29 protein-coding genes and 2 tRNA genes are annotated in these 24448 nt (G+C 73.0%); 14 read left to right on the top strand and 17 right to left on the bottom strand.

Annotation, left to right across the window (positions count from 1 at the left end):
• Positions 1-82 precede the first annotated feature (82 nt).
• The 4 genes from ACZLMO_RS15625 to ACZLMO_RS15610 all read left to right on the top strand — a co-directional run bounded on the left by ACZLMO_RS15625 (position 83) and on the right by ACZLMO_RS15610 (position 2560).
• A complete protein-coding gene (locus tag ACZLMO_RS15625) occupies positions 83-1186 on the top strand; it encodes a methionine ABC transporter ATP-binding protein (protein ID WP_463654262.1) in 1104 nt (367 codons plus the stop codon).
• Complete coding sequence (locus tag ACZLMO_RS15620) at positions 1183-1845, top strand: methionine ABC transporter permease (protein WP_463654261.1); 663 nt, start codon at positions 1183-1185, stop codon at positions 1843-1845. Before ACZLMO_RS15625 ends, ACZLMO_RS15620 begins: the two co-directional genes overlap by 4 nt.
• Before the next feature lie 74 nt (positions 1846-1919).
• Complete coding sequence (locus tag ACZLMO_RS15615; protein ID WP_463654260.1) at positions 1920-2255, top strand: hypothetical protein; 336 nt, start codon at positions 1920-1922, stop codon at positions 2253-2255.
• Positions 2252-2560, top strand: coding sequence for a hypothetical protein (locus tag ACZLMO_RS15610; RefSeq protein ID WP_463654259.1), 309 nt, complete (start codon positions 2252-2254; stop codon positions 2558-2560). Before ACZLMO_RS15615 ends, ACZLMO_RS15610 begins: the two co-directional genes overlap by 4 nt.
• Positions 2561-2661: 101 nt before the next feature.
• Here the strand turns inward: ACZLMO_RS15610 and ACZLMO_RS15605 are convergent, their stop codons facing one another.
• The 4 genes from ACZLMO_RS15605 to ACZLMO_RS15590 all read right to left on the bottom strand — a co-directional run bounded on the left by ACZLMO_RS15605 (position 2662) and on the right by ACZLMO_RS15590 (position 5730).
• Positions 2662-3849 carry a PRC-barrel domain-containing protein gene (locus tag ACZLMO_RS15605; RefSeq protein WP_463654258.1) on the bottom strand — a complete coding sequence of 396 codons (1188 nt, stop codon included), beginning with the start codon at positions 3847-3849 and terminating at the stop codon, positions 2662-2664.
• A 59-nt stretch (positions 3850-3908) separates the two neighbouring features.
• On the bottom strand, positions 3909-4190 hold the full coding sequence (locus ACZLMO_RS15600) for a hypothetical protein (RefSeq protein ID WP_463654257.1): 282 nt from the start codon (positions 4188-4190) through the stop codon (positions 3909-3911).
• 191 nt (positions 4191-4381) lie between these two features.
• Positions 4382-4453: transfer RNA gene (locus ACZLMO_RS15595), tRNA-Lys, on the bottom strand.
• Positions 4454-4611: 158 nt separating this feature from the next.
• Entirely contained in the window at positions 4612-5730 is a 1119-nt protein-coding gene (locus ACZLMO_RS15590; protein WP_463654256.1) for a hypothetical protein, read from the bottom strand.
• A 219-nt stretch (positions 5731-5949) separates the two neighbouring features.
• Here ACZLMO_RS15590 and ACZLMO_RS15585 point away from each other — a divergent pair, with 219 nt between their 5' ends.
• The 4 genes from ACZLMO_RS15585 to ACZLMO_RS15570 all read left to right on the top strand — a co-directional run bounded on the left by ACZLMO_RS15585 (position 5950) and on the right by ACZLMO_RS15570 (position 8256).
• Positions 5950-7098: an MFS transporter gene (locus ACZLMO_RS15585; RefSeq protein WP_425715028.1), complete on the top strand. Its 1149-nt coding sequence runs from the start codon at positions 5950-5952 to the stop codon at positions 7096-7098.
• 15 nt (positions 7099-7113) lie between these two features.
• On the top strand, positions 7114-7584 hold the full coding sequence (locus ACZLMO_RS15580; protein WP_463654255.1) for a peroxiredoxin: 471 nt from the start codon (positions 7114-7116) through the stop codon (positions 7582-7584).
• Entirely contained in the window at positions 7581-8081 is a 501-nt protein-coding gene (locus ACZLMO_RS15575) for a peroxiredoxin (protein WP_463654254.1), read from the top strand. Before ACZLMO_RS15580 ends, ACZLMO_RS15575 begins: the two co-directional genes overlap by 4 nt.
• A gap of 93 nt (positions 8082-8174) precedes the next feature.
• Positions 8175-8256 (top strand) — tRNA-Leu (locus tag ACZLMO_RS15570).
• Between the two features lie 25 nt (positions 8257-8281).
• Here the strand turns inward: ACZLMO_RS15570 and ACZLMO_RS15565 are convergent.
• Positions 8282-8527 (bottom strand): addiction module protein, encoded by a 246-nt coding sequence (locus ACZLMO_RS15565; protein WP_463654253.1) that lies wholly within the window; start codon positions 8525-8527, stop codon positions 8282-8284.
• 123 nt (positions 8528-8650) lie between these two features.
• Here ACZLMO_RS15565 and ACZLMO_RS15560 point away from each other — a divergent pair, with 123 nt between their 5' ends.
• Positions 8651-9187 carry a DUF4916 domain-containing protein gene (locus ACZLMO_RS15560; RefSeq protein WP_463654252.1) on the top strand — a complete coding sequence of 179 codons (537 nt, stop codon included), beginning with the start codon at positions 8651-8653 and terminating at the stop codon, positions 9185-9187.
• Between the two features lie 92 nt (positions 9188-9279).
• A complete protein-coding gene (locus ACZLMO_RS15555) occupies positions 9280-9678 on the top strand; it encodes a DUF3054 domain-containing protein (RefSeq protein ID WP_463654251.1) in 399 nt (132 codons plus the stop codon).
• An 18-nt stretch (positions 9679-9696) separates the two neighbouring features.
• Here ACZLMO_RS15555 and ACZLMO_RS15550 read toward each other — a convergent pair whose 3' ends face one another.
• The 3 genes from ACZLMO_RS15550 to ACZLMO_RS15540 form a co-directional block, all read right to left on the bottom strand.
• Positions 9697-10410, bottom strand: coding sequence for a hypothetical protein (locus tag ACZLMO_RS15550; protein ID WP_463654250.1), 714 nt, complete (start codon positions 10408-10410; stop codon positions 9697-9699).
• 62 nt (positions 10411-10472) lie between these two features.
• Positions 10473-10769 carry a hypothetical protein gene (locus ACZLMO_RS15545; protein WP_425708601.1) on the bottom strand — a complete coding sequence of 99 codons (297 nt, stop codon included), beginning with the start codon at positions 10767-10769 and terminating at the stop codon, positions 10473-10475.
• Positions 10762-11406, bottom strand: a complete 645-nt coding sequence (locus tag ACZLMO_RS15540) for a hypothetical protein (RefSeq protein ID WP_463654249.1) — start codon at positions 11404-11406, stop codon at positions 10762-10764. The genes ACZLMO_RS15545 and ACZLMO_RS15540 overlap by 8 nt, the downstream gene beginning before the upstream one ends.
• A 304-nt stretch (positions 11407-11710) precedes the next feature.
• On the opposite strand from ACZLMO_RS15540, the gene ACZLMO_RS15535 reads away from it, so the two are divergent.
• Positions 11711-12361, top strand: coding sequence for a hypothetical protein (locus tag ACZLMO_RS15535; protein ID WP_463654248.1), 651 nt, complete (start codon positions 11711-11713; stop codon positions 12359-12361).
• 12 nt (positions 12362-12373) lie between these two features.
• Here ACZLMO_RS15535 and rdgB read toward each other — a convergent pair whose 3' ends face one another.
• The 3 genes from rdgB to ACZLMO_RS15520 form a co-directional block, all read right to left on the bottom strand.
• Positions 12374-13006, bottom strand: a complete 633-nt coding sequence (rdgB, locus tag ACZLMO_RS15530) for an RdgB/HAM1 family non-canonical purine NTP pyrophosphatase (RefSeq protein ID WP_463654281.1) — start codon at positions 13004-13006, stop codon at positions 12374-12376.
• 107 nt (positions 13007-13113) lie between these two features.
• Positions 13114-13878, bottom strand: a complete 765-nt coding sequence (rph, locus tag ACZLMO_RS15525; protein ID WP_425715038.1) for a ribonuclease PH — start codon at positions 13876-13878, stop codon at positions 13114-13116.
• A 256-nt stretch (positions 13879-14134) separates the two neighbouring features.
• Positions 14135-16807 carry a phosphoenolpyruvate carboxylase gene (locus ACZLMO_RS15520; protein ID WP_463654280.1) on the bottom strand — a complete coding sequence of 891 codons (2673 nt, stop codon included), beginning with the start codon at positions 16805-16807 and terminating at the stop codon, positions 14135-14137.
• 233 nt (positions 16808-17040) lie between these two features.
• On the opposite strand from ACZLMO_RS15520, the gene ACZLMO_RS15515 reads away from it, so the two are divergent.
• Together ACZLMO_RS15515 and ACZLMO_RS15510 are read left to right on the top strand one after the other, a co-directional pair.
• On the top strand, positions 17041-17670 hold the full coding sequence (locus tag ACZLMO_RS15515; RefSeq protein WP_463654247.1) for a ClpP family protease: 630 nt from the start codon (positions 17041-17043) through the stop codon (positions 17668-17670).
• Positions 17667-18254 (top strand): ClpP family protease, encoded by a 588-nt coding sequence (locus tag ACZLMO_RS15510; protein WP_463654246.1) that lies wholly within the window; start codon positions 17667-17669, stop codon positions 18252-18254. Before ACZLMO_RS15515 ends, ACZLMO_RS15510 begins: the two co-directional genes overlap by 4 nt.
• Before the next feature lie 123 nt (positions 18255-18377).
• Here ACZLMO_RS15510 and ACZLMO_RS15505 read toward each other — a convergent pair whose 3' ends face one another.
• The 5 genes from ACZLMO_RS15505 to clpS all read right to left on the bottom strand — a co-directional run bounded on the left by ACZLMO_RS15505 (position 18378) and on the right by clpS (position 21570).
• The gene (locus tag ACZLMO_RS15505) at positions 18378-18725 is read right to left on the bottom strand and encodes a helix-turn-helix domain-containing protein (RefSeq protein ID WP_463654245.1); all 348 of its coding nucleotides are present in this window, start codon (positions 18723-18725) and stop codon (positions 18378-18380) included.
• 114 nt (positions 18726-18839) lie between these two features.
• Positions 18840-19634 (bottom strand): MBL fold metallo-hydrolase, encoded by a 795-nt coding sequence (locus tag ACZLMO_RS15500; protein WP_463654244.1) that lies wholly within the window; start codon positions 19632-19634, stop codon positions 18840-18842.
• Positions 19631-20455, bottom strand: coding sequence for a glutamate racemase (gene murI / locus ACZLMO_RS15495; protein ID WP_463654243.1), 825 nt, complete (start codon positions 20453-20455; stop codon positions 19631-19633). Before murI ends, ACZLMO_RS15500 begins: the two co-directional genes overlap by 4 nt.
• 10 nt (positions 20456-20465) lie before the next feature.
• Positions 20466-21236, bottom strand: coding sequence for a DUF2017 family protein (locus ACZLMO_RS15490; protein ID WP_463654242.1), 771 nt, complete (start codon positions 21234-21236; stop codon positions 20466-20468).
• 1 nt (position 21237) lies between these two features.
• Complete coding sequence (gene clpS / locus ACZLMO_RS15485; RefSeq protein ID WP_463654241.1) at positions 21238-21570, bottom strand: ATP-dependent Clp protease adapter ClpS; 333 nt, start codon at positions 21568-21570, stop codon at positions 21238-21240.
• Between the two features lie 48 nt (positions 21571-21618).
• On the opposite strand from clpS, the gene ACZLMO_RS15480 reads away from it, so the two are divergent.
• On the top strand, positions 21619-23001 hold the full coding sequence (locus tag ACZLMO_RS15480) for a nicotinate phosphoribosyltransferase (RefSeq protein WP_463654240.1): 1383 nt from the start codon (positions 21619-21621) through the stop codon (positions 22999-23001).
• Positions 23002-23065: 64 nt separating this feature from the next.
• Here the strand turns inward: ACZLMO_RS15480 and ACZLMO_RS15475 are convergent, their stop codons facing one another.
• Positions 23066-24133, bottom strand: a complete 1068-nt coding sequence (locus tag ACZLMO_RS15475; protein WP_463653755.1) for an IS110 family RNA-guided transposase — start codon at positions 24131-24133, stop codon at positions 23066-23068.
• Positions 24134-24448: the final 315 nt, after the last annotated feature.

The following is a 24448-nucleotide window of genomic DNA, read 5'->3' as shown; positions in this document are numbered from 1 at the left end:
GACCGGACGACCGACGAACCACCACCGGCGGAGCGCGACCCCTCACGGTCGCGCTCCGCCGCCACCGTGAGGGGCACCCCGCATGAGCACAGTCATCTCCTTCGACGGCGTGTCGAAGACCTACACCGGCAGGTCCGGGGAGGTGCGCGCCGTACGCGACGTGAGCCTCCAGGTCGAGGCGGGTGAGATCTTCGGCGTCATCGGCTGGTCCGGCGCCGGGAAGTCGACGCTCGTCCGCCTCGTCAACGGCCTCGAGCCGGTCACGTCCGGCCGCGTCTTCGTGCTCGACCGGGAGATCTCTGGGCTCCGGGAGAGGCAGATCCGGCCGGTACGCCCCGAGATCGGGATGATCTTCCAGCAGTTCAACCTCTTCAACAGCAAGTCCGTGGCCGAGAACATCGCCTACCCGCTGCGCCTCGCCGGCTGGTCGAAGGAGCGCCGCACCGCCCGCGTCAAGGAGCTGCTCGACTTCGTCGGCCTCGCCGACAAGGAGCGCGCCTACCCCGACCAGCTCTCGGGCGGCCAGAAGCAGCGCGTAGGCATCGCCCGGGCCCTGGCGCCGAGCCCGAGGATCCTGCTGGCCGACGAGTGCACGTCCGCGCTCGACCCCGAGACCACGCGCGAGGTCCTCGCCCTGCTGCGGCGGATCAACGACGAGCTCGGCCTCACCATCGTCCTCATCACCCACGAGATGGACATCGTCAAGCACCTCTGCGACCGGGTGGCCGTCATGGAGCACGGCGAGGTCGTCGAGACCGGCACCGTCTACGACGTGTTCGCGGACCCGCAGCACGAGACGACGCGGCGCTTCGTCGCGACCTCGCTGCGCGACCAGCCGCGGCCCGACACGCTGCGCGCCCTGCGGGAGACCCACCCGGGCGCCCTGCTCACCACCGTGGCGGTGCGCGAGGAGCGCGGCTCGTCCGCCCGCATCGCGGAGACGCTCGGTGAGCACCCGCGGGTCAGGGCGGCGCTCGTGTACGGGGGCATCACCGACGTCGGCAACCGCCCGCTCGGCTCGCTCACCTTCGCGCTCACCGGGACCGACCCCGCGATCGAGGCGCTCGTCGGCGCCCTGTCCGACGTCGCGGAGGTCACGGTCCACATCCCCGAGCCCGACGACGAACCCCCCGCGCCCCCGGCGTCCGCACAGGGACCGACGACCGACGAGGAGGCGCAGCGATGAAGTTCGACTGGGCCAACAACTGGGACGTCTTCCTCGAGGCCTTCCTCGTCACGCTGCAGATCGTCGGGACCACACTGCTCATCGGCGGCGTGCTCGGACTGGTCCTCGGCACGCTGCTGTACGCCACGCGGCGCGGCGGCGTCCTCGCCAACAGGTGGGTCTTCGGCTTCCTCAACGTCCTGACGAACTTCGTCCGGCCGATCCCGTTCATCATCTTCCTCACCGTCATGGGGCCGGTGACGATCGAGATCGTCGGCTCCCGGATCGGGACCGAGGCGTTCATCGTCCCCGCCGCGGTCATGGCGTCCTTCGCGACCGGGCGCATCGTCGAGCAGAACCTCGTGGCGCTCGACCCCGGGCTCATCGAGGCGGCCCGTGCCATGGGCGCCTCTCCGTGGCGGATCATCCGCACGGTCGTCATCCCCGAGGCGCTGGGACCGCTCATCCTCGGGTACACGTTCATCTTCGTGGCGATCGTCGACATGTCTGCGCTCGCCGGGATGATCTCCGGCGGTGGGCTCGGCGCGTTCGCGCTCACGTACGGCTACCAGCGCTTCGACTGGATCCTCACGATCATCACCGTCATCGTCATCGTCATCCTCGTCCAGGGCGTGCAGTTCTTCGGGAACTGGCTGGCGCGGAAGGTCATGCGGCGCTGAACCGTCGTGGCGATGGCCTGAACTCCCCGGGTGGAGCCCCTCCCGGAGCAGCTCTCCGGTGGGACCATGTCGCCATGACGACGACCACCGCCCTTCTCGGCCCCGCCACGGCGGGCTTCCCCGGCCCCTTCGCCGGAGGCGTGCCGTGGATGTTCTACGTGGTGCCCGCGCTGATGGTGCTGTCGATCGTCGTCAAGATCGTCCAGCGCGTCATGGCCCACCGCGAGGCGCAGCGGCGGCGGGAGCACGAGATCCGCATGTTCGAGCTGCGGAACCGGCCGTCGACCGAGCCCGCAGTGACCGCGGGCCACGGTCCGGCCGACGACGCCGGATCACCCGTCGGGTTCGGAGCGGGCCTCAGCCTCGAGGAGCAGTACCTCCGCTCGCGTGCGAAGGGAGAGCAGCGATGACCTGGGTCATCATCGCGATCGTCATCCTCGCGATCATCAACATTGCCCGCGGGGTCTCGCGCGTACGCGGGGGCTACGGCGGGTACGACGACGGCTACGAGCGTCGTGACCGCCGGAGCGGCTGGGGATCGGGCCGGTCCCGCAGGTCGGGACGCTCCGGCGGGTCCGGTCGCAGCAGCTTCGGCGGTAGCTTCAGGTCGAGTCGTTCCAGCCGGCGGAGCTCCGGCGGGCGGTTCGGCTCGGGGTCCTCGCGCCGCCGCTCCGGCGGCGGCAAGCGACGCAGCACGATGCGCAAGAAGCGCTGACCCCTCGCACCTGACGTCGCGCCCTGCGGACACGGCACCGGCCGGGGCCGGCCGCCGACCCGAGGGTCAGGCGGCTCGGCTCCCGGCCGGCAAGGAGCAGGTCAGGGACGTGCGTGGCGACCCGCGTCGCCGTCCGCACCCGCGTCGGGACCCGCGGGGTCCCGCTCGATGTGGATGTCCTCGCTCGTGACCGGCGTGCCGTCCTCGGCGAAGGTCTCCGTCACCGTGTAGCGGCGCAGCCGCATCCGACCCGTCTGCTGGCCCGCCTGATCGGAGGCCCCACCCTGCGCGTGCGGCGGGACCGGAGGACCACCGGCCGGACCGCCGTGCTCACGCTCGTGCGGCGGGACCGGAGCCTCACCCAGGACGCCATGCTCACGTTCGTGCGGCGGGACCGGAGCCTCACCCGGGACGCCGTGCTCACGCTCGTGCGGCGGGACCGGAGCCTCGCCCGGGACGCCGTGCTCACGCTCGTGCGGCGGACGGTCGACCTCGCCCGCTCCAGCATGCCCCTGCTCGTGGGGTGCGGCGGGAGCCCCCGCGGGACCGACGTGCTCACCGGCGCGCGGCTGGACCGGCGCGTCGCCGAGGCGCGCGTCGCCGACGGGCGCTCCGGCCTGGACGGGACGCTCGTCGTGGGCGCCGGCAGGGGCGCCGTCCTCGGACACCCGGCCCGGCCCGACGTGCGGCGGGCCGGCGAGCGCGCCGCCCGTGGCGGCGCCACCGGCGGCGGCGGCCGGGACCGCGAGGTCGGAGTCGGCCTGGACGGGCTGACCGTCCGCGGTGGGGGCGTCCGGGCGTGCGGAGTCCGGACGGTCGTCGCGGAAGGTCGGGCCCGCCACGGCCCCCTCGGCCGGTGCGCCGGCGTGACCGGCACCGGCGACGGGCGCTCCCTGCTGGTCCGCCATGGGGGCGGTCCCGTCCTGGCGCGCGTCGCCGGCGATCCCGGGCTGCTGGTCCCAGCCCGCGTAGCGGTCCTGCAGTCCGTAGTGCTCGAAGAGCTCGCTCTCCTGCTGGGGAGTGAGGTTCTCGTCCACGTCCAGGCGCGGCGCGTCCTTGACCGCGTCCTTCGTGAACGGCACGACGATCTCGTCGTTCTCGTAGGTCGCCCCGTCGAGCGGGACGAACGTCTCCTTGGTGCCGAACAGCCCGGTGTTGACGGTCATCCAGGTGGGGTCGTTGCTGGAGTCGTCCAGGAAGACCTGCCCCACCGTGCCAATCTTGCCGTCGCTTCCGTGGACGGGCGTCTTCGCGGCGAGGATGCCACCGACATCGTTGATGCTGATCATGCTTCTCCCTCGTTCGAATGTGTCGTACGGGTGGACTGCTCAGCTACGTGCAGGGGATGTCAGGCGTCGGGCCGGTCCGCGCCGTCCGGGCGCAGGGTCCCGCCCGCGTCGCCCTCGACACCGGCGCCGCCGAGGACGCCGCCGTCGTGGGTGCGGCCGGCGCCGCCCCCGCCGTCCGACCCGTCGTGCATGTAGGCGGAACGGTCCGTGTGCTCGGCCTGCGGGTTGTCCGGCTGGTCCGGGTTGTCCGGACGGTGCTGGTACTCGCTCGGGCTGTGCCCGACCTCGCCCTCGTCGCCGCCCTCGTGCGGATCGGCGACATGCTTGCCGTTGTGACTCATGGCGTGCCTCCTTGGGGTGTGGGCGCTCGCCGCCCGCATCGGGAACCCGCTTCCGCGGGGCTCCCCCGTGCGCCGTTACGCCCTCGTGACACGACGCTACTCGGAGGCCGCCGGACGCGCACGGCGACGGCGGGCGAGCGGCACGACGAAGGCCCCGGCCGCGGATGTCCGCGGCCGGGGCCTTCCTGCTGTACACCGCCTGGGATTCGAACCCAGAACCCGCTGATTAAGAGTCAGCTGCTCTGCCGTTGAGCTAGCGGTGCGCGGTCCGAGGGGCTCGCGCTGCGCGCGACCGACCCGTGTGAACCGAGGAATCACTCTACCGCTCGGAGGCGCGTCCTCCCAGTCCGTGGTCCGTCCGCACGCCGTGAGGTCACGCACAGCGGCGCCGACCGGCAACCCGTCGGGGCCGGGAGAGCGGCTACCGGTGACTGAACAGCAGGTCGCGCACATGCAGCATCTCCACGACCGTCCTGGGGCGCCCCTCGGCCGCGGGTCGCACGGTGGCCGTCACGAGCGAGTCCCCGACCGTGACGTCGTCCAGGACAAGGAAGTCGCTCAGCGGGCGGCCCACCGACGTCCCGGACGCCGACGTCACGTCCTCGTCGAACATGTCCTGCAGCGCGGTGGCGAGCTGCTCCGCTTCCTGGCCGGCACCCGTCCCGTAGGCGACGGTGATCGCGGTGTCGTCACCGCCGCTCCAGCCGACGGCGACGGTCTCGAAGGGAGGCAGGTGCGCGCCTCCGGGACCCACCGCGTCGTCCGGCACCGTGAAGTCGTCGCGGGCGAGCACCGCGGAGACCACCCCCGCGTCGTCCATCGCGCCGGCGACGGCGAGGAGCGACTCGTCGTCGGCGATCGCGTTCTCGGGCCCGGTACGCCACGCGGCCACCGAGGCCGTGGAGAGCGAGAGCGCGGTCCGGTCCTCGTCCTGCGTGAGACGCACGGGGCGACCCAGGCTGTCGATCGCCGACGCCGACGACGGGTCCACCCACCCGTCCTCGGCGTCGCTGGTCGAGAGCACGCCGTCGTCGACCTCGACGAGCTCGTCGCTCAGCGCGTCGGGACCGGTGACGACGGTGAAGGAGGACGGAGGCACCGCGAACGACACGTACGAGTCGACGTCGACGAGCGACCAGCCCACCTGATCGCGGAAGTCGGCCATCGTTCCCGTGCGGCCGCCCAAGGAGTCGGGCAGATCGACGTGCACGGGGCCGTCGGGCGCGGCCGGCCCCCCGGTCAGCGCACTCATCCAGTCCCGGACGGCCTCCTCGTCGTCCGCGTCCTCCGGACGCGTGCACCCGTTCGCCTCGCAGGCGGAGTCGAGATCCGCCGTGCTGACGTAGACGGCGCCCTCCGCCACCTCGGCCGGGATCTCACCGATCGCGGCGACGACGGAGAAGTCGTCACCCGCCCTCAACCCGCCGTCGCCGCCGCCCTGGCACGCGGCGGTCAGCAGCGTGGCGCCGGCGACCAGGACGAGGGCTCGACGTCGAGCCGTGCGGGTCGAGGGACCGCGGCCCACCGGATCAGACACCATGTCCCACCTCTGTGCCTCCCCGAGCGCCGCGGAGAGCTCGGTCTCGATGTCGGTCGTACCGCGGCGCGGCCGACCCGCAGTTCGGGGCCCGTCGCAGCATTGCGCGCCCCCATCCCTGACGATAGCGGGGACGTCCGCATCGAGATGCCCAGACGGAGGCCGCTTCTCACGACCGACGGCCGGCAGGTGTCCGCGTTTCGCGCGGCCTACCCTGGCGCGGTGACGACGCCGCCCCCGACCGCTCCCCGGCGTCTGTGGGTGCTCTACGTGGGCGGGTTCATGGGTCCGTTCGGCGGCGGGATGGTCTCGACGATGCTGCCCGAGCTCGCCGAGGGGCTCGGCACCACCGTCCACGGGGCCTCGCAGTCGATCACCTGGTACCTCGGCCCTTTCGCGCTCCTGCTCCTGGTGTCCGGCACCCTGGCCGACCGGTGGGACCGGGCCACGGTCGTCCGCGTGGGCTACGCCTCCTACGCGGCGTCCTCGGTGGCGTGCGCCCTGGTCCCCACGCTCCCGCTGTTCCTCGGCGCCCGCGCGGTCCAGGGCGCGGCCAACGCCTTCCTCACACCCGTGCTCATCACGCTCATCGTGGCCGCGACCGACCGGGGCCGGGTCGGGCGTGCGCTGGGCGGGTTCGCCGCCGCACAGGCAGCCGGTCAGGCGCTGTCACCGCTCGCCGGGGGCCTCGCGGCCGGCCACGACTGGCGGATCGCCTTCGTCGCCACCGCACTTGCCGCCGTGGTCCTCGCGCTGCTCACCCCGTCGGGCCGGCCCACACGTGTGCCCACCGCACCCGCCGCCTGGGGCGCCCTGCTCAACCCTCGGCTCGGCTCCGTGACGGTGATGGCGGCCACCGCCCAGCTCGCCGCCAACTTCGTCGTGCTCTCGGCCGCCCTCATCGCCACCGACAGGTTCGGCCTGCCACCGGCGCAGCGCGGGCTCGTCGTCGTCGCCTTCGGGGTGGCGGGGTTCGCGACGGCGCGGCTCGCCGGCGCCTGGGCGGACCGGTTCGGGATGCTCGCCATGGGCGCCGTGGCGGCGGCCGTCCTCGCCTCGGCCACGTTCGCCGTCCAGGTCTCCCCCGCACTGTGGCTGCTCGTGCTCGCCGTCGCGCTGTGCGGGGCGACCGCCTCGTGCGTGCGGATCCTGTGCACGAGCCTCGCGATCGCCTCGACACCCACCAACGAGGCCGGCGCGACCTCGGTCACGCAGTCGGCCCAGTTCGCGGCCGGCGCCGCCGCACCCGCCGTCCTCCCTCTGTTCGCCGCCTCGCCCGCGGGCGCCGGCGCGCTGCTGGCGGCGGTCGTGATCGCGGGTCTCGTCGTCGTGTCTCTTCCTCGGTCGCACCGGCGCGGACGGGGCGGGTGATGCCACGATGGGCGCATGACTTCTCTCTCCGCCGGTGACCAGGCGCCCGACTTCGACCTCCCCGCGCACGACGGTTCGCGGGTCGTCCTGTCCGAGCTCGTCGGCTCGGGCAAGGGCGCGATCGTCTACTTCTACCCGAAGGCCGCAACGCCCGGCTGCACGACCGAGGCGTGCGACTTCCGGGACAACGAGGCGGCCCTCGCCGCCGCCGGCTACTCCCTGGTCGGCATCTCCGCGGACCCCGTCGCCGACCTCGAGTCGTTCGCGGCGGACAACCACGTGTCCTTCCCCTTCGCGTCGGACGAGGACCACGCGGTCGGCGACGCGTACGGCACGTGGGGCACGCACGAGACCCCGTTCGGCGTCCAGACGGGCAACAAGCGCTCGACCTTCGTCGTCGACCCCGAGATGCGCCTGACCCACGTCGAGTACGGCGTGGACCCCAACGGCCACGTCGCGCGCCTGCGCGAGGTCCTCGGCGCGTGACTGCCCCCGCAGGGGCGCGGCTCGCGATCGGGAGCGCCGCGCCCGGTTTCTCGCTGCCCGCGCACACCGGCGCCGTCCGCACGATCGACGAGCTCCTCGCCGAGGGCCGCACCGGACTCATCGTCTACTTCTACCCGCAGGCCCTGACCCCGGCGTGCCGGCAGCAGACGTGCGACGCCCGCGACCGGTACGACGTCTTCACCGACGCCGGGTACGCGCTCGTCGGCATCTCGCCCGACCCCGTCGAGCGGCTCGCCCGCGCCGTCGAGCAGGACGCGATCCCGTTCGACCTGCTCTCCGACGAGGACCACGCCGTCTCCGAGGCATGGGGCACGTGGGGCGAGAAGAAGAACTACGGGCGCACCTACGAGGGGCTCATCCGCTCGACCGCGGTCCTTGACCCGGACGGCGTCGTGAGCTGGGTGCGGTACAACGTGCGGGCCAAGGGGCACATGGCACTCCTCGCGCGCGAGCTGGGGCTCGCCGCGGCAGCGTAGGCGCGTTCAGCACCGGGGTGTTCGTCGTCGGTCGACGTGGTGATCGTCGGCCGACGACGACGTAGGCTCGTCCTTCGCGGGCCGTGCCCGCGAGCGCGAGTGGCGTAACTGGCAGCCGCGCCAGGTTTAGGTCCTGGTGCCTTCGGGCGTGCGGGTTCGAGTCCCGCCTCGCGCACCTTGCGGTTCCCGCTGGTCCAGGGTCATGCAGTAAGCGAGGCACGTAGACGCGCATGGTGCTCGTCAGCATGCAACGCCTCCACCGCCTCCACCGTACCGGCCCTGACCTCAGCCAGCCGCCGAACAGCCTCGTCACGCCACTCTTCTTCGCTCTCACCCACGCCGGACGCGTCTTCGAGGCACTCGATGAGGGCGCGCGCGACGACTGCGCGCTGATCCACGTCGAGCGCGAGCGCGTCGCGGATCAACCCTGCAGTGTCGCGTGCCATGCCTGTCGGCCTAGCGACCGCGCCCGAACGAGTCCCGACTCGTGCACAGGTCCCGGCGAGGTCGTGCGTTCCCCGGCCGCGGCGGAGTCGCGCCGACGCCCGGCGCCGGGGTAGAAACGACGGGTGAGCGACATCGCGTCCGACGACATGGGTCCCTGGCTGTCCGAGGAGGAGCTCGAGCTCGTCCGCCGCAAGGTGCCGATGCTCTACGTCGACGTCGTCCCTGTGCGGGTCGGCGAGAACGGCACCCTCGAGGCGGTCGGCCTCCTGCTGCGCGCGCGGCCCGAGGGGACCATCACCCGCGAGCTCGTCTCCGGCCGCGTCCTGTTCCAGGAGACGGTGCGCCAGGCGCTCGTGCGCCACCTCGACAAGGACCTCGGCCCGCTCTCGCTCCCCCAGCTCCCGGTCTCCCCGGTGCCGTACGCGATCGGCCAGTACTTCCCCACGCCCGGCGAGCACTACCTCGACCCGCGCCAGCACGCGGTGTCGCTGGCCCACATCGTGCCCGTCGCCGGCGACTGCAGCCCGTCCAACGACACCCTCGAGCTCAGCTGGTTCACCCCGCGCGAGGTCGTGACCCCGGAGATCACCGGCGACATGTCCGAGGGGCACGCCGACCTCGTGCGCCGCGCGCTCGCGCACCTCGGCCGCCTGCCGTGACGAGAGGCGGGGAGCGGGTCGGGGACCGTCCCGCTCGTCACGACGACGTCGGTCGTACGGGGACCGGAGCCTCGCCCACCCGACCCGACGGCGTGACACCGGTCGCGCGGCGTCGTGGCGTCGTGTGGTGGGCGCTCCTCCTCGACGTGGCAGTGGTCGCGGCCTTCACACTCGGCGGTGCGGACGCCCACGAGCGGGGCGCCGGGGACCTGGCTCGCATTGCGTGGCCGTTCCTCGCCGCGCTCGCGATCACGTGGGTGGCGGGTCGGCTGTGGCGTGCCCCGACCTCGCTGTGGCCCACCGGGGTGCTCGTCTGGCTCGGCACCCTCGGGATCGGCATGGCACTGCGCGCACTCACCGGCGGCGGGACCGCATGGACGTTCGTGCTGGTGGCTGCCGGCCTGTTCGCCGCCGGCTCCTTCGGGTGGCGGCTCGTGGTGCTGGTCGTCCGACTTGCGACCCGGAGAGGTTCCGACCGCTCCCGACCGTGAGGAAGCAGCTGCCGCTCGTCAGTCCTGCGCCTTCAGCGCGTAGGGCCACTCACCCGAACGGAGGGACGGGGTCGAGGAGATGCTGGCAAGCAGCTCGTCGAACGGCGTCGTGTCCTTCAGCTGGTTGGCGAGCTCGATGAGGTTGGCGATCGTGAAGCCCATCATCACGAGGGAGCCGACGAGCCCGATGATGCCGAGGACCCCCGAGACCCCGAATGTGACGGGGGTGGCGAGGATCGCGACGATCGACGCGAGCAGCAGGACGATCTCCCCGACCCACAGCAGGCCCGAGTTACGGAATTCGTCGATGGCTTCGCCGTAGATCTCCAGCTCACGTGCGATGTCGCGGGCGTGCTGCTCGATGAACGTCATCGCGTCGCTCTGCGGCGTGCGGGCGTTGGCGTAGGCGGTGGCACCGTCCGCCGACCAGTGCTGCGGTCCGACCTCGGTGGTCTGGAAGTCCGTGATGGTCTCGAGCACGGACTCCGCCCACGCGATCCAGTCATCCTTCGCCTGCTGCACCGCGGCGTCGTCCCGGACGTTCAGCTCGACGCGATCGGCGTCGCCGGACGCGTTCGCGCAGCCGTCCGCAAGATCGTTCGCGGGGCCACTGACCGCACTGCTGACCACCGGCGGGACCTGGTTCGGAAAGTTGCGCAGGCCGCCCTCGGCATCACGCAGCTCGCCCGAGACTCGGCGTAGCTCGGACCTCAGGAACTCGGCGCTCGACATATCGTCCTCTTCTCGGTTCGTCGTCAGTGTGTCGTCCTGGTGATCCACACCCACCGCGGAGGTCAGGTGCGAGTATCGAACTCGTACTCGGACTCCTCGTCCGTCTCCTCGTAGTGGTCACACGCGGCCTTCAGCGCGCCCGCCATCAGATCCATCTCGTCGCTCCCGCCACCGGCGACCGCGGCCATCGTCGTCCGGATGGAGTCATAGACGCCGCCGACCCCGCCGCTCCAGGAGCCGCTGTCGACCGTGAACGACTCCGCCCGGCCCTTGAGCCTCGTGTACTCGTCGGCGAGCGTCGTGTCCCAGGTTCTCGCCACCGAGCGCACGACGCTGTAGGTGATCTCGATGTCAGCCATCGGTCTGTCTCCGTCCTTCGTCGTTCTCCGTCAGCGGGATGCTCCGCACCAGGTCGAGCCCACGGTCGATCGATGCCTGCTGACGTTCGGCCAGGCCCGGGAACTCGAGGTCGAGCTGGGCGAGACGATCGTCGTGTCGTCGAGCCAGCTCCTCGAGCAACGCGAAGAGCTGCGCAGCCTGGGACTGCACGTCGTAGCGCGTCGACCAGCCGCGCGCGACCGTGAGTCCGGTCGGCCGCCCGGACACGCCCTGCAGGGTGAGTAGTCCGTCCGGAGACGTCACCTCGTCGGGCTCGCCGTGGATCTCTCGGAGCCGTTCGGCATGGGCGGCGCGTACCCCGGGATCGAGCAGGTCATCGTTGCCTGACGCGCTCGACGGACGCCACGCGGCATCGGCCGCATCAGCTCCGACGTGCTCTCGAAGCTGTTCCGGCGTCATGGTGGTCAGTGTCCGCAACCTGGCGAGCAACCCCCCGAGGTCCACCTGCTCCATCTGGCTGGTGTCACGTGCAGCGACGGCGGCGCGGTGCGCCTCCACCAGGTGGAGACCGAGGTCCTTCTCGGCGACGACCTCCGGCCAGTCGGCGGCGAGCTCGATGCCGACCGTGCGAGCGTCGTCATCGACGACGAGCAGCACTGCGTCCTGCGAATCTCCGCCCTCGAAGTGCCCGCTGTTCGTGGTGTTCATGCTGTGGTGCCGGTCCTCGCCGTCGGGTGTCTCGTCATGGACGTCGATCTTTACCGAGATCGAGCACGAGTCGTGACCCCGTTGGCGGGGAGTCCTCCCCCCCTCGCGATCCTGGACGCAACCGCAGAGCCCCCGCCAGCGCGGCCGGGGAGCAGGTAGCGTCGACGGAACCGATCGGGCCGGTGCTCGGCACACATCTCGTGCGGGGCGCACGCCCCGATCCAGCTGCCCGCAGAGCCGTGAAGGAGACTGGATGGATGAGGACTTCGTGACCGCCGAGCGGTTCGTCGCCGTCGCCGGTTCCCGACACGCGGCCGAGACCGTCACACGCACGCCCCTTCGGATAGCAGGCCTGCTCGTCGCGACCGCCCTGGTCTACTGGCCCCTCTTCGCGCTCGCGGGGATCCCGTGGTCGGTGCTCATCGCACTGGGTGCCGCCGCCGTGTCGACCGCGCTCATCGCCTGGCTGGGCCGGCGGGCAGCCCGCGACTCCGCGGCCGGCCTGTCGCTCACCCTGTCCCCCGACGGCGTCGAGTACGTCGGTGACTCGTCCGTCCGGCGGATGGCGTGGGACGACGTCCGCGCGGCCGAGGTGATTCCGACGATCACCCCGCTCGGAGGCGGCGCTCCGACGGAGGGGTTCAGCGCCTTCCGCCGCGAGGGCCTAGGACTGGTCGGTCGCGGCACCACGGAGGTGACGGGCGGTCCGCTGGCGGAGCGCACCTACGCCCAGGACCCTGCGCGCTACGGCACCGACCCGGACAGCGGTGAGTCGAGAACGGCGATCCCGCTGTCCCAGTTCGACGAGCAGTGGGCGCGCCACCGGATCGGCGAATGGGTGGCGCACCACCGGCCCGACGTCGCGCGACAGGCGGCCGCACGCGCGGGTCGCACCGGGAGCTGACCGGACCGGGAGTCAGCGCGCGTCGAGCACGCGCACAACATCGGGGGCGAGGGCACGGAACGCCGCACCCCGGTGGCTGATCGCGTGCTTCTCGGCGGGCGCGAGCTCGGCCGCGGACCGCGTCTCGCCGTCGGGCAGGAACAGCGGGTCGTAGCCGAAGCCGCCGCTCCCCCGCGCCTCGCGCAGCAGGCGCCCCGGCATCTCGCCGCACCGCGTGACCTCGACCGGTGTCGCGCCGGGAGCACCGGGCACCACGAGCGCGGCCGCGCACACGAACCGCGCCGCGCGATGCTCGTCGGACACGTCGGCGAGCTGGGCGAGCAGCAGCGCGTTGTTCGCCTCGTCGTCCCCGTGCCGGCCGGACCAGCGTGCAGAGAACACACCGGGCGATCCGCCGAGCACGTCGACGGCGAGGCCGGAGTCGTCGGCCACCGCGGGCAGGCCCGAGGCAACGGCGATCGCGCGCGCCTTGAGCAGCGCGTTGGCCTCGAACGTCACGCCGTCCTCGACCGGCGGGTCGATACGGAGCTCCCCGGCCGTGACGACCTCCTCCGGCGCGAGGCCCGGGACGAGCGGGGCGAGGATCTCGCGCAGCTCGGCGAGCTTGCCGGGGTTGTGGGTGGCGAGCACGAGCCGCGGACGGATCGATGCGCCCGCGCCGGGCTCCGGCGTCGGGACCTGCCCGGCTGTGCCGTCACGCCCGGTGACGTGACCGCCCGGGGCGGGCTCCGGCGTCGGGCTCGGGTGGTTCGTCACGCGCCGGCCCCGCCGGCGAGAGCCTCGCGCTGGAGCTCGGTGAGGCGGGCGGTGCCGGTGAGGGCGAGGTCGAGGAGGGCGTCGAGCTCGGCGCGGTCGAACGCCTCGCCCTCGGCGGTGCCCTGGATCTCGATGAACTTCCCGCCCCCGGTGACGACGACGTTCATGTCGGTGTCGGCGGCGACGTCCTCGACGTAGGGCAGGTCGAGGACGGGGCGCCCGTCGACGACGCCCACGGAGATCGCCGCGACGGAGTCCTTGAGCACGCCGGCGCCCTTGCGGACGTGGCCCTCACGCTGGCCCCAGGTGATCGCGTCGGCGAGCGCCACGTAGGCACCGGTGATGGCGGCGGTGCGGGTACCGCCGTCGGCCTGGAGGACGTCGCAGTCGAGCACGATCGAGTTCTCGCCGAGCGCGGACATGTCGACGACGGCGCGCAGCGACCGGCCGATGAGGCGGCTGATCTCGTGCGTGCGGCCGCCGATCTTCCCGCGCACGGACTCGCGCTGGGAGCGGTCGTTCGTGGCGCGCGGGAGCATCGCGTACTCGGCGGTCACCCAGCCCTCGCCGGAGTCCTTGCGCCAGCGCGGGACGCCGGCCGTGAACGACGCGACGCACAGCACCCGGGTGTCGCCGAACTCGACGAGGACCGACCCCTCGCCCGCCTTCTGCCAGCCGCGGGTGATCCGCACGTCGCGAAGCTGGTCGGGCGCGCGGCCGTCGGCGCGGGGCACGGGTGTGCTCGTCGAGTCAGAGGTCATGGGTCGAGGCTACCGGCGCGCGCCGAGGTGGGCCGTCCGGTCCGGCACCCCGGGCGGCCCCCCCTCCACCGCCGTTGGTCGAGAGTGCGGCTCAGGCCGCTGAACCGCACTGTCGACACGTGTGAGCGCGCGCGGGATCCGTTCTCCGAGACTGCGGTTGGTGCACCAACCGATCGGAGCCGCCCGACGTCGAGGTGCACCAACCGCAATCTCGGCGAGCACCAACCGCAGTCTCGACGAGGAGTCGGGGGGTGGGTCACCCCGTGTTCTGGAGGCCGGCGGCCGCTCCCTTGAGGGTGATGAGGAGGAGCTGGTGGACCTCGTCCGGCACCTCGTCCACGTCGCCGCGCAGCACGCGCAGCGCCCGCAGCTGGAGGAGCGAGAGGGCGTCGATGTACGGGTTGCGCAGCGCCACGGCGCGGCCGAGCACCCGGTGGGACTGGAGCAGCTCGTCCTGGCCCGTGACCTCGAGGACCCAGCGGCGCGTGAGCTCGAGCTCCTCGAGGACCATGGCGGACAGGTCCTCGCGGTCGCCGAGGGCGAGGTAGCGGGCGGCGATGAGGTCGTCGGCCTTGGCCAGCGACATCTCGATGTTGTCGACCATCGTGGCGAACAGCGGCCACTGCGCGTAGGCGGAGCGCAGGAGCTCGACGTCGCCGACCTCCGCGAGCGCCGTACCGAGGCCGAACCAGCCGGTGAGGTTGGTCCGGGCCTGCGACCAGGCGAAGTTCCACGGGATGGCGCGCAGGTCGTCGAGCGACTCGACCGACAGGCCGCGCTTGGCCGGCCGCGAGCCGATCGCGAGGTGGCCGACCTCCTCCTGCGGGGTGACCTGGGCGAACCAGGCGGGGAAGCCGTCGGCGCCGACGAGCGCGTCGAACCGCTCGCGGGACGTCGTGGTGAGCCGCTCGGCGAGCTCGGCGAACCGCTCGGCCGCCTCGGCGTTGCGCCGCTCCACGCTCGGCGCGGAGGCCATGAGCGTGGCGGCGGCGACCGACTCGATGTGCCGGATACCGATGGCCTGGTTGAAGTACCGGGCCGAGATGACCTCGCCCTGCTCGGTCACCTTGAACCGCAGGTCGACGCTGTGCGGCGGCTGCGCGAGCACGGCCCGGTGGGCGGGGCCGCCGCCACGGCCGAGCGCGCCGCCGCGCCCGTGGAACTGGGTGAGCGCGATGTCGTGCTCCTTCGCCCAGTCGGCGATCTGCCGCTGCGCGTCGTAGAGCGCGATCGTGGCGGCCACCGGGCCCACGTCCTTCGCGGAGTCCGAGTAGCCGAGCGTGACCTCGATCTGGCGCCCGTTCGCGGCGAGCCGCTCCTGGACGTCCGGGATGTCGAGCATCTCGGTGAGGATCCGGGGCGCGTTGCGCAGGTCCTCGAACGTCTCGAACAGGGGCACGACGTCGATGACCGGGGCGTGGCGTCCGTCCCCCGCGGCGATCCGCGCGAGCCGGTAGACGTTGGCGATGTCCTCGCTCGACTGGGTGAACGAGACGAGGTAGCGGCCCGCCGCCCCCTCGCCGAGCCGGCGCTGGACGAGGGCGACGGCCCGCATCGTGTCGAGCACCTCCTCGACCGGCACGGCCGGCGGGTGCTCCTCGGGGTCCACCTCCCCGTCGAGGATCGCGAGCGCCTGGCGGTGCACCTTGCTGTGCTGACGCATCTCGAGCTCGGCGCCGTGGAAGCCGAAGGTGACGAGCTGGCGCTCGAGGTCGGCGATGTCGCCGTTCGCGGCCCGGTGCGCGCCGGCGGTCGCGAGCGAGGCGCGCACCGTGCGGATGTCGTCGAGCGCCTCCTCCGGGTCGGCGTAGGCGAGGTCGGCGTCGCGCTCCCGCGTGGCGTCGAGGCGGCCGGCGACGAACAGCAGGACGCGCCGGTGGGTCTCCCCCGGGGAGGTCGAGGCGACCTGCTCCGCGAGCGCCGGGCTCAGCTGGCGCTGCATCTGCCACAGGCGCGAGACCGCGTCGGCCGGGGCGACCAAGGAGTCCGCGACGGTCAGGTGCATGGCGACGTGCCGGGTGCGCTCCCCGATGGTGGCGAGCGCGTGCTCGGACATGATGCGCGAGGCCTCGATCGTCAGTGGCGAGACCACGTTGGGGTTGCCGTCCCGGTCGCCACCGATCCAGCTGCCGAGGCGGACGAACGCCGGCGCGACGGGCTCGGCGATGCCGGCGCCCTCGGGGTCCAGCGCGTCGTCGAGCCGCCGGTAGACGGCGGGGACGACGTCGACGAGCGAACTGTCGAAGGTCTGCATGAGGGTGCGGACCTCGTCGAGCGGGCCGGGGCTGTAGGGGCGCAGCTCGGCGGTGCGCCACAGCGTGTCGACGGCGGCGAGGAGCTCGCGGTCGATCTCGGCGAGGGCGAACGGACCGAGCCGGTCGTCGTCGCGGGCGTCGATGAGCTCACCGAGCGTGCGGATCGACCGGGTGACCGCGCGGCGACGCGCCTCGGTCGGGTGCGCCGTGAAGACGGGGTGGAAGCGGAGCTCGCCGAGGCGGCGGCGGGCCTCCTCCTCGCCCACCTCGTCGGCGAGCGCGCGCACGGCGCCCGGCAGCGAGCTGGGGGACGTGAAGCCGCGGCTGCCGCCGCCCTCGGTCTCGCGCAGCACGCGGACGCGCTGCTGCTCCTCGGCGAGGTTGGCGAGGTGGAAGTAGCAGGAGAAGGCCCGGGCCACCTCGATGGCGCGCTCGGGCGTGAAGCCGGCGACGACCTCCTCGGCGCGGGCGATGTCCGTGGCGCTGCTCGCCCGGCGCGCGTCGATGACGAGCTCGCGCAGCGTCTCGACGTCGTCGTAGAGGCCCTCGGACCCGGACTCCTTGAGCACCTGGCCGAGCATGTTGCCGAGCAGGCGGACGTCGGCCCGCATGGCGTCGGGGACGCCGGAGGCGGTGCCGTTCGGCGTCGTCGTGGTCGTGCCGGTGGACGGCATGCCCGCCGTGGGGATGCCGGCGGGTGCGGCGCCCGTGGGCGCCCCGCCGGCGGGGTCGGTGGTGGGGTCGAGCGGGTCGGACGCGCGGTCACCTGGTGCAATCACGCGTGCAGGCTAACGGCGCGCCCGGCATGGGCGCAGACGCGACCACCCGGTGGCCGTTCCGCCGAGGGCAGACCTGCCGTGAGCAGCACGGCGCGACCTCACCCGTGCCGGGGTGCGAGCGTCGTCCCATGAGCGAGAACCCACCCCCACCCCGGTTCGACGCCGAGGCACGCCGGTCCCTCTACGACCAGCGCGTGCTCGTCCTCGACCGCCAGCTCGACGACGACAACGGCACTCTCCTGGCCACCCAGCTGATGACGCTCGCCGTCGACGACCCGACCGCCGGAATCGCGCTGTGGATCCACTCCCCCGGCGGGTCCGTGCCGGCGATGCTCGCGATCCGCGACGTCATGCGGACGATCCCGTGCGACGTGGCCACGCTCGCCCTCGGGATCGCCTACAGCGCCGGCCAGTTCCTCCTGTCCGCGGGCACGCCGGGGCTGCGCCGGGCGATGCCGCACGCACGGGTCCTCATGCACCAGGGCTCGGCGGGGATCGCCGGCAGCGCGGTCGACGTCGAGCTGCAGGCGGACGACCTGCGGCACACGCGGGACACGGTGCTCGGCCTCGTCGCGGAGGACACGGGCCGGCCGTTCGCCCAGGTCCTCGAGGACTCCCTGCACGACCGGTGGTACACGGCCGGCGAGGCCAGGGAGTACGGGTTCGTCGACGAGATCGTCACCGACTTCGACGACGTCGCACCCCGCCGTGCGCGACGCATCCCCGCGCTCGGCGGGGCCGTGGGGGCCGCGCGATGAGCTCCTACACGATCCCGAACGTCGTCCAGCGTCATCCGCGCGGCGAGCGCGCGATGGACGTCTACTCCCACCTGCTGAGCGAGCGCATCGTCTACCTCGGCACCGGCATCGACTCCGGGGTGGCCGGCGCGCTCATCGCCCAGCTCATCTACCTCGAGCAGGACGACCCGGCCGCGGACATCCACCTCTACATCACGTGCGAGGGCGGGGACCCCAGCGCGATGCTCGGCATCTACGACACGATGCGGTACATCCGGCCCGACGTCGCCACCACGTGCGTCGGCCAGGCCGTCTCCGTCGGTGCCGTGCTGCTCGCCGCGGGCGCCCCGGGCAAGCGTGCCGTCCTGCCGCACTCGCGGGTGGTGCTGCACCAGCCGGCGGCCCAGGGGCGCGGCTCGATCCCCGACCTCATCCTCCAGGCCGACGAGCTCGTGCGAACCCGGTCCGAGATGGAGTCGATCATGGCCGAGCACACCGGGCAGGGGGTCGAGCGGCTGCGGGCGGACACCGACCGGGACCTCGTCCTCACCGCCCAGGGGGCGGTCGGCTACGGGATCGTCGACCGCGTGCTCACGGGCAGGTGAGCGGCGCGGCCGGGCCGCGCACGCCGGTCGGCCGACGTCGGCGAGCGGTGCTCGGGAGACGAGCGTCGCCCGCGTGCTGCGCGTCGCCCGGGTCCTGGGCGTCGCCCGGGTCCTGGGCGTCGCTCAGGCGGCGACGGCGAGGGTCGCCCGCACCTCGGCCCCGCGCGAGCGATGAGCGCCGTGCGCCTCGTGGGCCACGAGCTCCCGGCTGACGGCGACGGTGAGGTCGACGAGCGAGACACCGAGCGCGCCCGCGACGGCGGCGATCATCTCGCTCGAGGGGTCCTTGACGCCCCGCTCCATCTCCGAGAGGTACTGGGGCGAGACGCCCGCACGACCGGCCGTGTCCCCGAGCCGCTCGCCCCGCGCGTGCCGCAGCGCCCGCAGCCGCTCCCCGAGCATGTGACGCCACAGGGGTTCCTGCGGCGTGCGACGCAGGGATCGCAGCGGTGCGGGTCCGGTCTCTGCCATGGTCGATGGTAGGCCGGGCGCCGGCGGGCCCGGCGGCCGATCCGCTCTCGGCGGAGCGGGATCGGCGGAGCGGGACGCAGCGACCGGGAGGCTGTCAGAGCAACCGGGAGGCTGTCAGAGCACCCAGGTGGCGCCGGGTGCCGCGAGGTCGACCGGACCGTCGTACACGGAGTGCGCCTCGTCGAGCACGGTCGGCTTGTCCGTCCAGGGCTGGACGTGGGTGAGGACGAGGCGCCCGACCCCGCCGGTGACCGCGAGCTCGCCGGCGCGCCGGCCGGTGAGGTGGATGCCGCGGGCCTCGTCCCGGTCCTCCTGGAACGCGGCCTCGGACAGGAGGAGGTCGAGCCCCTGCGCCATCACGTCCTGGCCGGGGCAGGAGTCGGTGTCTCCCGTGTAGCCCAGGGAGACGGTGCCGGCGCCGTCCTCCGACGGCCCGGTCACGCGGATCCCGAACGCCGGTACCGGGTGCCACGCGTCGAAGACCTCGACCGTCATCGGACCGACCGCCACCGGGGTGCCGGTGGACAGGGTGCGGAAGGTGAGGACGTCGGAGTAGTCCTCGTCCTCGTCGTCCCCGCCGACCGCCCGCGTGCGCTCGAGCGTGCCGGCGGGCCCGTGGACGTCGAGCGGCGGGAGCGGGCCGTCCGGGTGCCACCGCCGGTAGACCTGCATCCCGATGAGGTCGACCATGTGGTCCGCATGCAGGTGGGAGAGCACGACGGCGTCGAGCTCACGGGGATCCACGTGGTTGAGCAGCGCGCCCATCGCACCCGGGCCGAGGTCGAGCACGATCGACCAGGTGCGCTCCGCGCCGTCCTCCCCCGGACCGCGCGCCTCGACGAGGTAGGCGGACGCCGCGGAGTCGGGGCCGGACATCGAGCCGGAGCAGCCGACGACGGTGAGCCTCACAGCGCCACCGCCCCGCGCCGCGTGGCCTCGACGCTGCGCACCTCGGGGCCGAGGAAGCGGCGGGCGAGGCGCCCGAACTCCTCCGGGTCGCCCGTGGACAGGAACCGGTGCTGCGGCGGCGCGGCGTCGGGGCTCCGCTCGATGTCGTGCGCCACCAGGGTGCGGTAGACGTCCTTCGCCGTCTCCTCGGCGGACGAGACGAGCGTGACGTCGGGACCCATGACGTAGGAGATGGCGCCGGTCAGCAGCGGGTAGTGCGTGCAGCCGAGGACGAGCGTGTCGACGCCCGCCTCCTTCGCGGGCGCGAGGTACTCCTCGGCGACGGCGAGGACCTCGGGGCCCGAGGTGATGCCGGCCTCGACGAGCTCGACGAACCGCGGCGCGGGGGCGATCGTCAGGTCGAGCCGGGGGGCCGCGGCGAACGCGTCGCGGTACGCGCCCGAGTCGACGGTCGCCCGCGTGGCGATGACCCCCACGCGTCCGTTGCCGGTGGCGGCGACCGCGCGGCGGACGGCGGGGCGGATGACCTCGACGACGGGCACCCCGGCGTCGAGCGCGTACCGCTCCCGGGCGTCCGCGAGGACGGCCGCCGAGGCCGAGTTGCAGGCGATGACGAGGAGCTTGACGCCGGCGGTGACGAGCTCGTCCATCACCTCGAGCGCGAGGTGGCGGACCTCGCTGATCGGGCGCGGACCGTAGGGGGTGTTCGCCGTGTCGCCGATGTAGACCACCTCCTCCTGCGGGAGCTGGTCGATGACGGCGCGAGCCACCGTCAGACCTCCGACGCCTGAGTCGAAGATGCCGATGGGCGCATCGTTCATGGCGACGACGCTAGTTCGACCGCGGCCTGGTGTGCAGCGCGTTGATCAGTGACTCCTGCCACCAGGTCAAGGACGTGTAAAGGATCGCCATGGCCTCGAGCACGGCGTCCGGGCCGTCGCTCGCGCCCTTGCCGGCCGCCTCGGCGCGCGCGTACAGCTCGTCGTCCGCGAGCGTGTCCCCCACCCCGAGGCGGGTGCCGAGGACGAGCCGGACGTCGTTGACGGCCCGCAGGACGTCGGCCTCCTGGCCGTCCCGGACGAAGAACGAGCCCCGCGGGCCGGTCGGCGTGTCGAGCTCGTCGACGACCGCCATGATCCGCCGGATCTTGTCCGCCCGCAGCGGCGCCTCGGTGAGCTCGCGCAGCTCGCCCGCGATCGCCTCGTCCTCGGACATCGAGGGCAGCAGCCGGGCCAGGGCCGGGTCGGTCGGGGGCCGGTCGCCCGCGGGTCCGGCGTCGGAGGGGACGAAGTCGAGGGCGGCGAGGACGGCGTCGTCGACCGTCGGTGCGCCCTCGCCCGCCCGGGCGGCGCCCGCCGACGGCGCGGAACCGTCCGGTCTCGCGGAACCGTCCGCCGGGGCTGCGTCTTCGTCGCCGGGGGCGGCCCCGCCCCCGGAGGTGCCGGCGCGCGCCGAGGAGGCTGCGGCGTCGGGCAGGGTGGTGTGCGGCTCGCGATGGCCGAGGAGCTCGGCGACGTCGGAGAAGGGCCGGGCGAGGAAGAGTCGCTCGTGGACGTCGAGGTGGGAGGCGATCCCGCCGCGCACGCGTCGGAAGGGGTCCATGTCAGTCCTCGCCCTCCTCGATGGTGGCCCACAGGCCGTAGCCGTGCATGGCGGCCGCGTCGGCCTCGACCGACTCCCGCGACCCCGTCGACACGATCGCCCGGCCCTCGTGGTGGACCTGGAGCATGAGGCGGTGCGCCCGGGACTCCGCGTAGCCGAAGTAGCTCTGGAACACCCAGGTCACGTACGTCATGAGGTTGACCGGGTCGTCGTGGACGACGCAGCGCCACGACGGGGCCCGGCGTGCCGCCGCCTCGGCGCTCTCCTCGGCCTGCCGGTCGGTCTCCGGGGCGGTGGGTGCCGCCGGGGCGGCCGGAACCGCGGGTTGAACCATGACGTCCACGATAACCGTCGCGGTCCGACGCGCGACTACTCTCCCCACATGAGCCACCGCGCATCGACCGCGCTCAAGACGGACATGTACGAGCTGACGATGGTCGAGGCCGCCGTCCGCTCGGGCACCGCCGACCGGCGCAGCGTCTTCGAGGTCTTCAACCGTCGACTGCCGGCCAGGCGCAGGTACGCCGTGGTCGCCGGCATCGGGCGGCTGCTCGACTCGATCGGCGACTTCACGTTCGGCCCCGACGAGCTCGACTACCTCCACCGGGCGAAGATCGTGTCCGACGAGACGATCGACCGGCTGCGCGAGTACCGCTTCACCGGGAACGTCGTGGGCTACCCCGAGGGCGAGGTGTTCTTCCCCGGCTCCCCGATCGTGGTGGTCGAGGGCACCTTCGCCGAGGCCGTCATCCTCGAGACCCTCGTCCTGTCGATCCTCAACCACGACTCTGCCGTGGCCGCCGCCGCGTCCCGGATGGCGACCGCTGCCCACGGCCGGCCGCTGCTCGAGATGGGCGCGCGCCGCACCCACGAGGACTCCGCCGTGGCCGCCGCGCGGGCCGCCGTCGTCGGCGGTTTCTCCGCGACCTCGGTCCTCGAGGCCGGGCGCCGGTACGGCATCCCCGCGATCGGCACGGCCGCCCACTCGTTCACGCTGCTGCACGACTCCGAGGAGGACGCGTTCGCCGCGCAGGTCGACGCCCTCGGGCCGGGCACCACGCTGCTCGTGGACACCTACGACGTCGAGCGCGGGGTCGAGCGGGCCGTCGCCGCCGCGCGCGCCGCGGGTGGCGAGCTCGGGGCCGTGCGCCTCGACTCGGGCGACCTCGTGGCGCAGGCGTTCACCGTGCGCGCGCAGCTCGACACCCTCGGTGCCGCGACGACGCGGATCACCGTGACCTCCGACCTCGACGAGTACGCGATCGCCGCCCTCAACGCCGCCCCCGTGGACAGCTACGGGGTGGGCACCAAGCTCGTCACCGGGTCCGGCCACCCCACCGCCGAGCTCGTCTACAAGCTCGTCTCGCGCGAGGGCGCCGACGGCCGGCCCCGGGAGGTCGCCAAGCGGTCGACGTCGAAGAAGTCGGTCGGCGGGCTCAAGCGCGCGGGCCGGATCGTCGACGGCGCCGGGCGCGCGGTCGAGGAGCTCGTCGTCTCCGGGACCTCGGCGGACCAGGTGTGGGCCGAGGTCGACCGGCAGGGGGCGCGACGCCTCATGGTCGACCTCGTGGTCGGCGGCGAACCCGTGGCCGAGCACCACGGCCCCGACGCGCTCGAGGCCGCGAAGGCCCGGCACGCCGAGTCCCGTGCCGCGCTCCCCTACCCGGCGTGGCGGCTCTCGGAGGGCGAGCCGGCGATCCCGACCCGGCACGTCGACGTTGACCCGAGCGACGACGCCCTCGAGGACCCGAGCGGCCTCGCCTGACGCCCACCCTCTGTTCGTCGAGATTGCGGTTGGTGCTCGTCGAGATTGATCCTTCTATGTTTCGTCAAGCGGCCATGGTGGGTTCGGGGGTGCTGTTGAGGGTGCGGAAGATGCGGCGGGCGAGGTAGCGCTTGAGGCAGCGGCGGATCTCGGCCTTGGTGCGGTGCTCGCCGGCGCGGCGTTCGACGTAGGCGCGGGTCTCGGGGTCGTGACTCATCCGGGTCACGACCGCGGTATGCAGGACCCTGTTCAGTTGCCGGTCGCCCCCGCGGTTGAGGCGGTGTCGCACGGTGTTGCCCGAGGAGGCCGGGATCGGACTGACCCCGGCCAGGGCCGCGAACGCGGCCTCGGAACGCAACCGGCCCGGGTGGGAGAACACGGTCAGTGACACGGCCGCGGTGATCGGCCCGACACCATGCATCTCGAGCAGCGGCGCGGCCAGGCTGGACTTGACCAGAACGGTGATGCGCTTCTTGTTCGTGGCGAGCTCGACGTCCAGGGCCAGGATCTGGGCGGCCAGGCGGACGGCCTCGCTGCGGGCGGTCGCGGTCGCGATGTCCTCATCGCGCTCGCGCCACCGGCTGATCATGGCGATCACCTTCTTGCCCGGGGCCCGGCGCGCATCGATACCCAGGTCGCTGACGCGCAGCAGCGCGGTCAGCGCGTTCGTGGCCGCGGTACGTTCGCTGTTCATCTGCTCGCGGGCGGTGAGCAGGACCCGCAGCGCGGCCCGTACCCCACTAGCGGCGCGGAGGTGACGCAGCCGGCTGACCTGAAGCGGGAGGACGGCGGCCGCGATGCGGTAGGCATCCAGGGCATCGGACTTACCCACGCCCCGGTTCCCGCGCGGGTTCATCCGCGCGGCCTCCACGACCTGATAGCCGGCGTCCTGGACAACGCCGGCCAGGGTCGCGCCGTAGGACGCGGCGCCCTCGATGACCCACAACGCGGCCATATCGGCCCCGGTGCGGCGAGCGGCCCAGGCGATCGCGCGGGCCATGCCCGCAGGCGTGGTCGGGAACTGGGCAGAATCGATCAGCTCGCCGCGGGCGGCCAGCACCGCCAACGAATGGGTCTGGGCGTGGGTGTCGACCCCGATGACGAACGGATGGGAGTGCGCGACGATAGCCATAGCGGCCTGGTGTCCTTCCTACCAATGAGTGGATGGTCTGGTCGCTGGTGGCCGGTGCCGTTCTGGGTAGGAGTCACCTCGGGACAACACTGTGACGAGTCACGCCACACCAGTGGCGGACAACCTTCTGATCAGGTCTCCGAGATGGGCCAGGACGGTGCCGGCCACCCCACCCATGGGCGGACAGATCAATCTCCAGACACCCCCAACAAGGGGTCTGCGGTTCGCCGAGTCACACCCACGAGCGGAACGACCAGCCACCACCCTGCCAGCCAGTCCCAGACCAGCCACCCCCACACTCACAGCGGTTGGTGC

It is taken from the genome of Georgenia sp. G2120, assembly GCF_055326485.1.
Note: the sequence above shows the minus strand (reverse complement) of the source record. Positions and strands in the feature narration are given on the sequence as shown.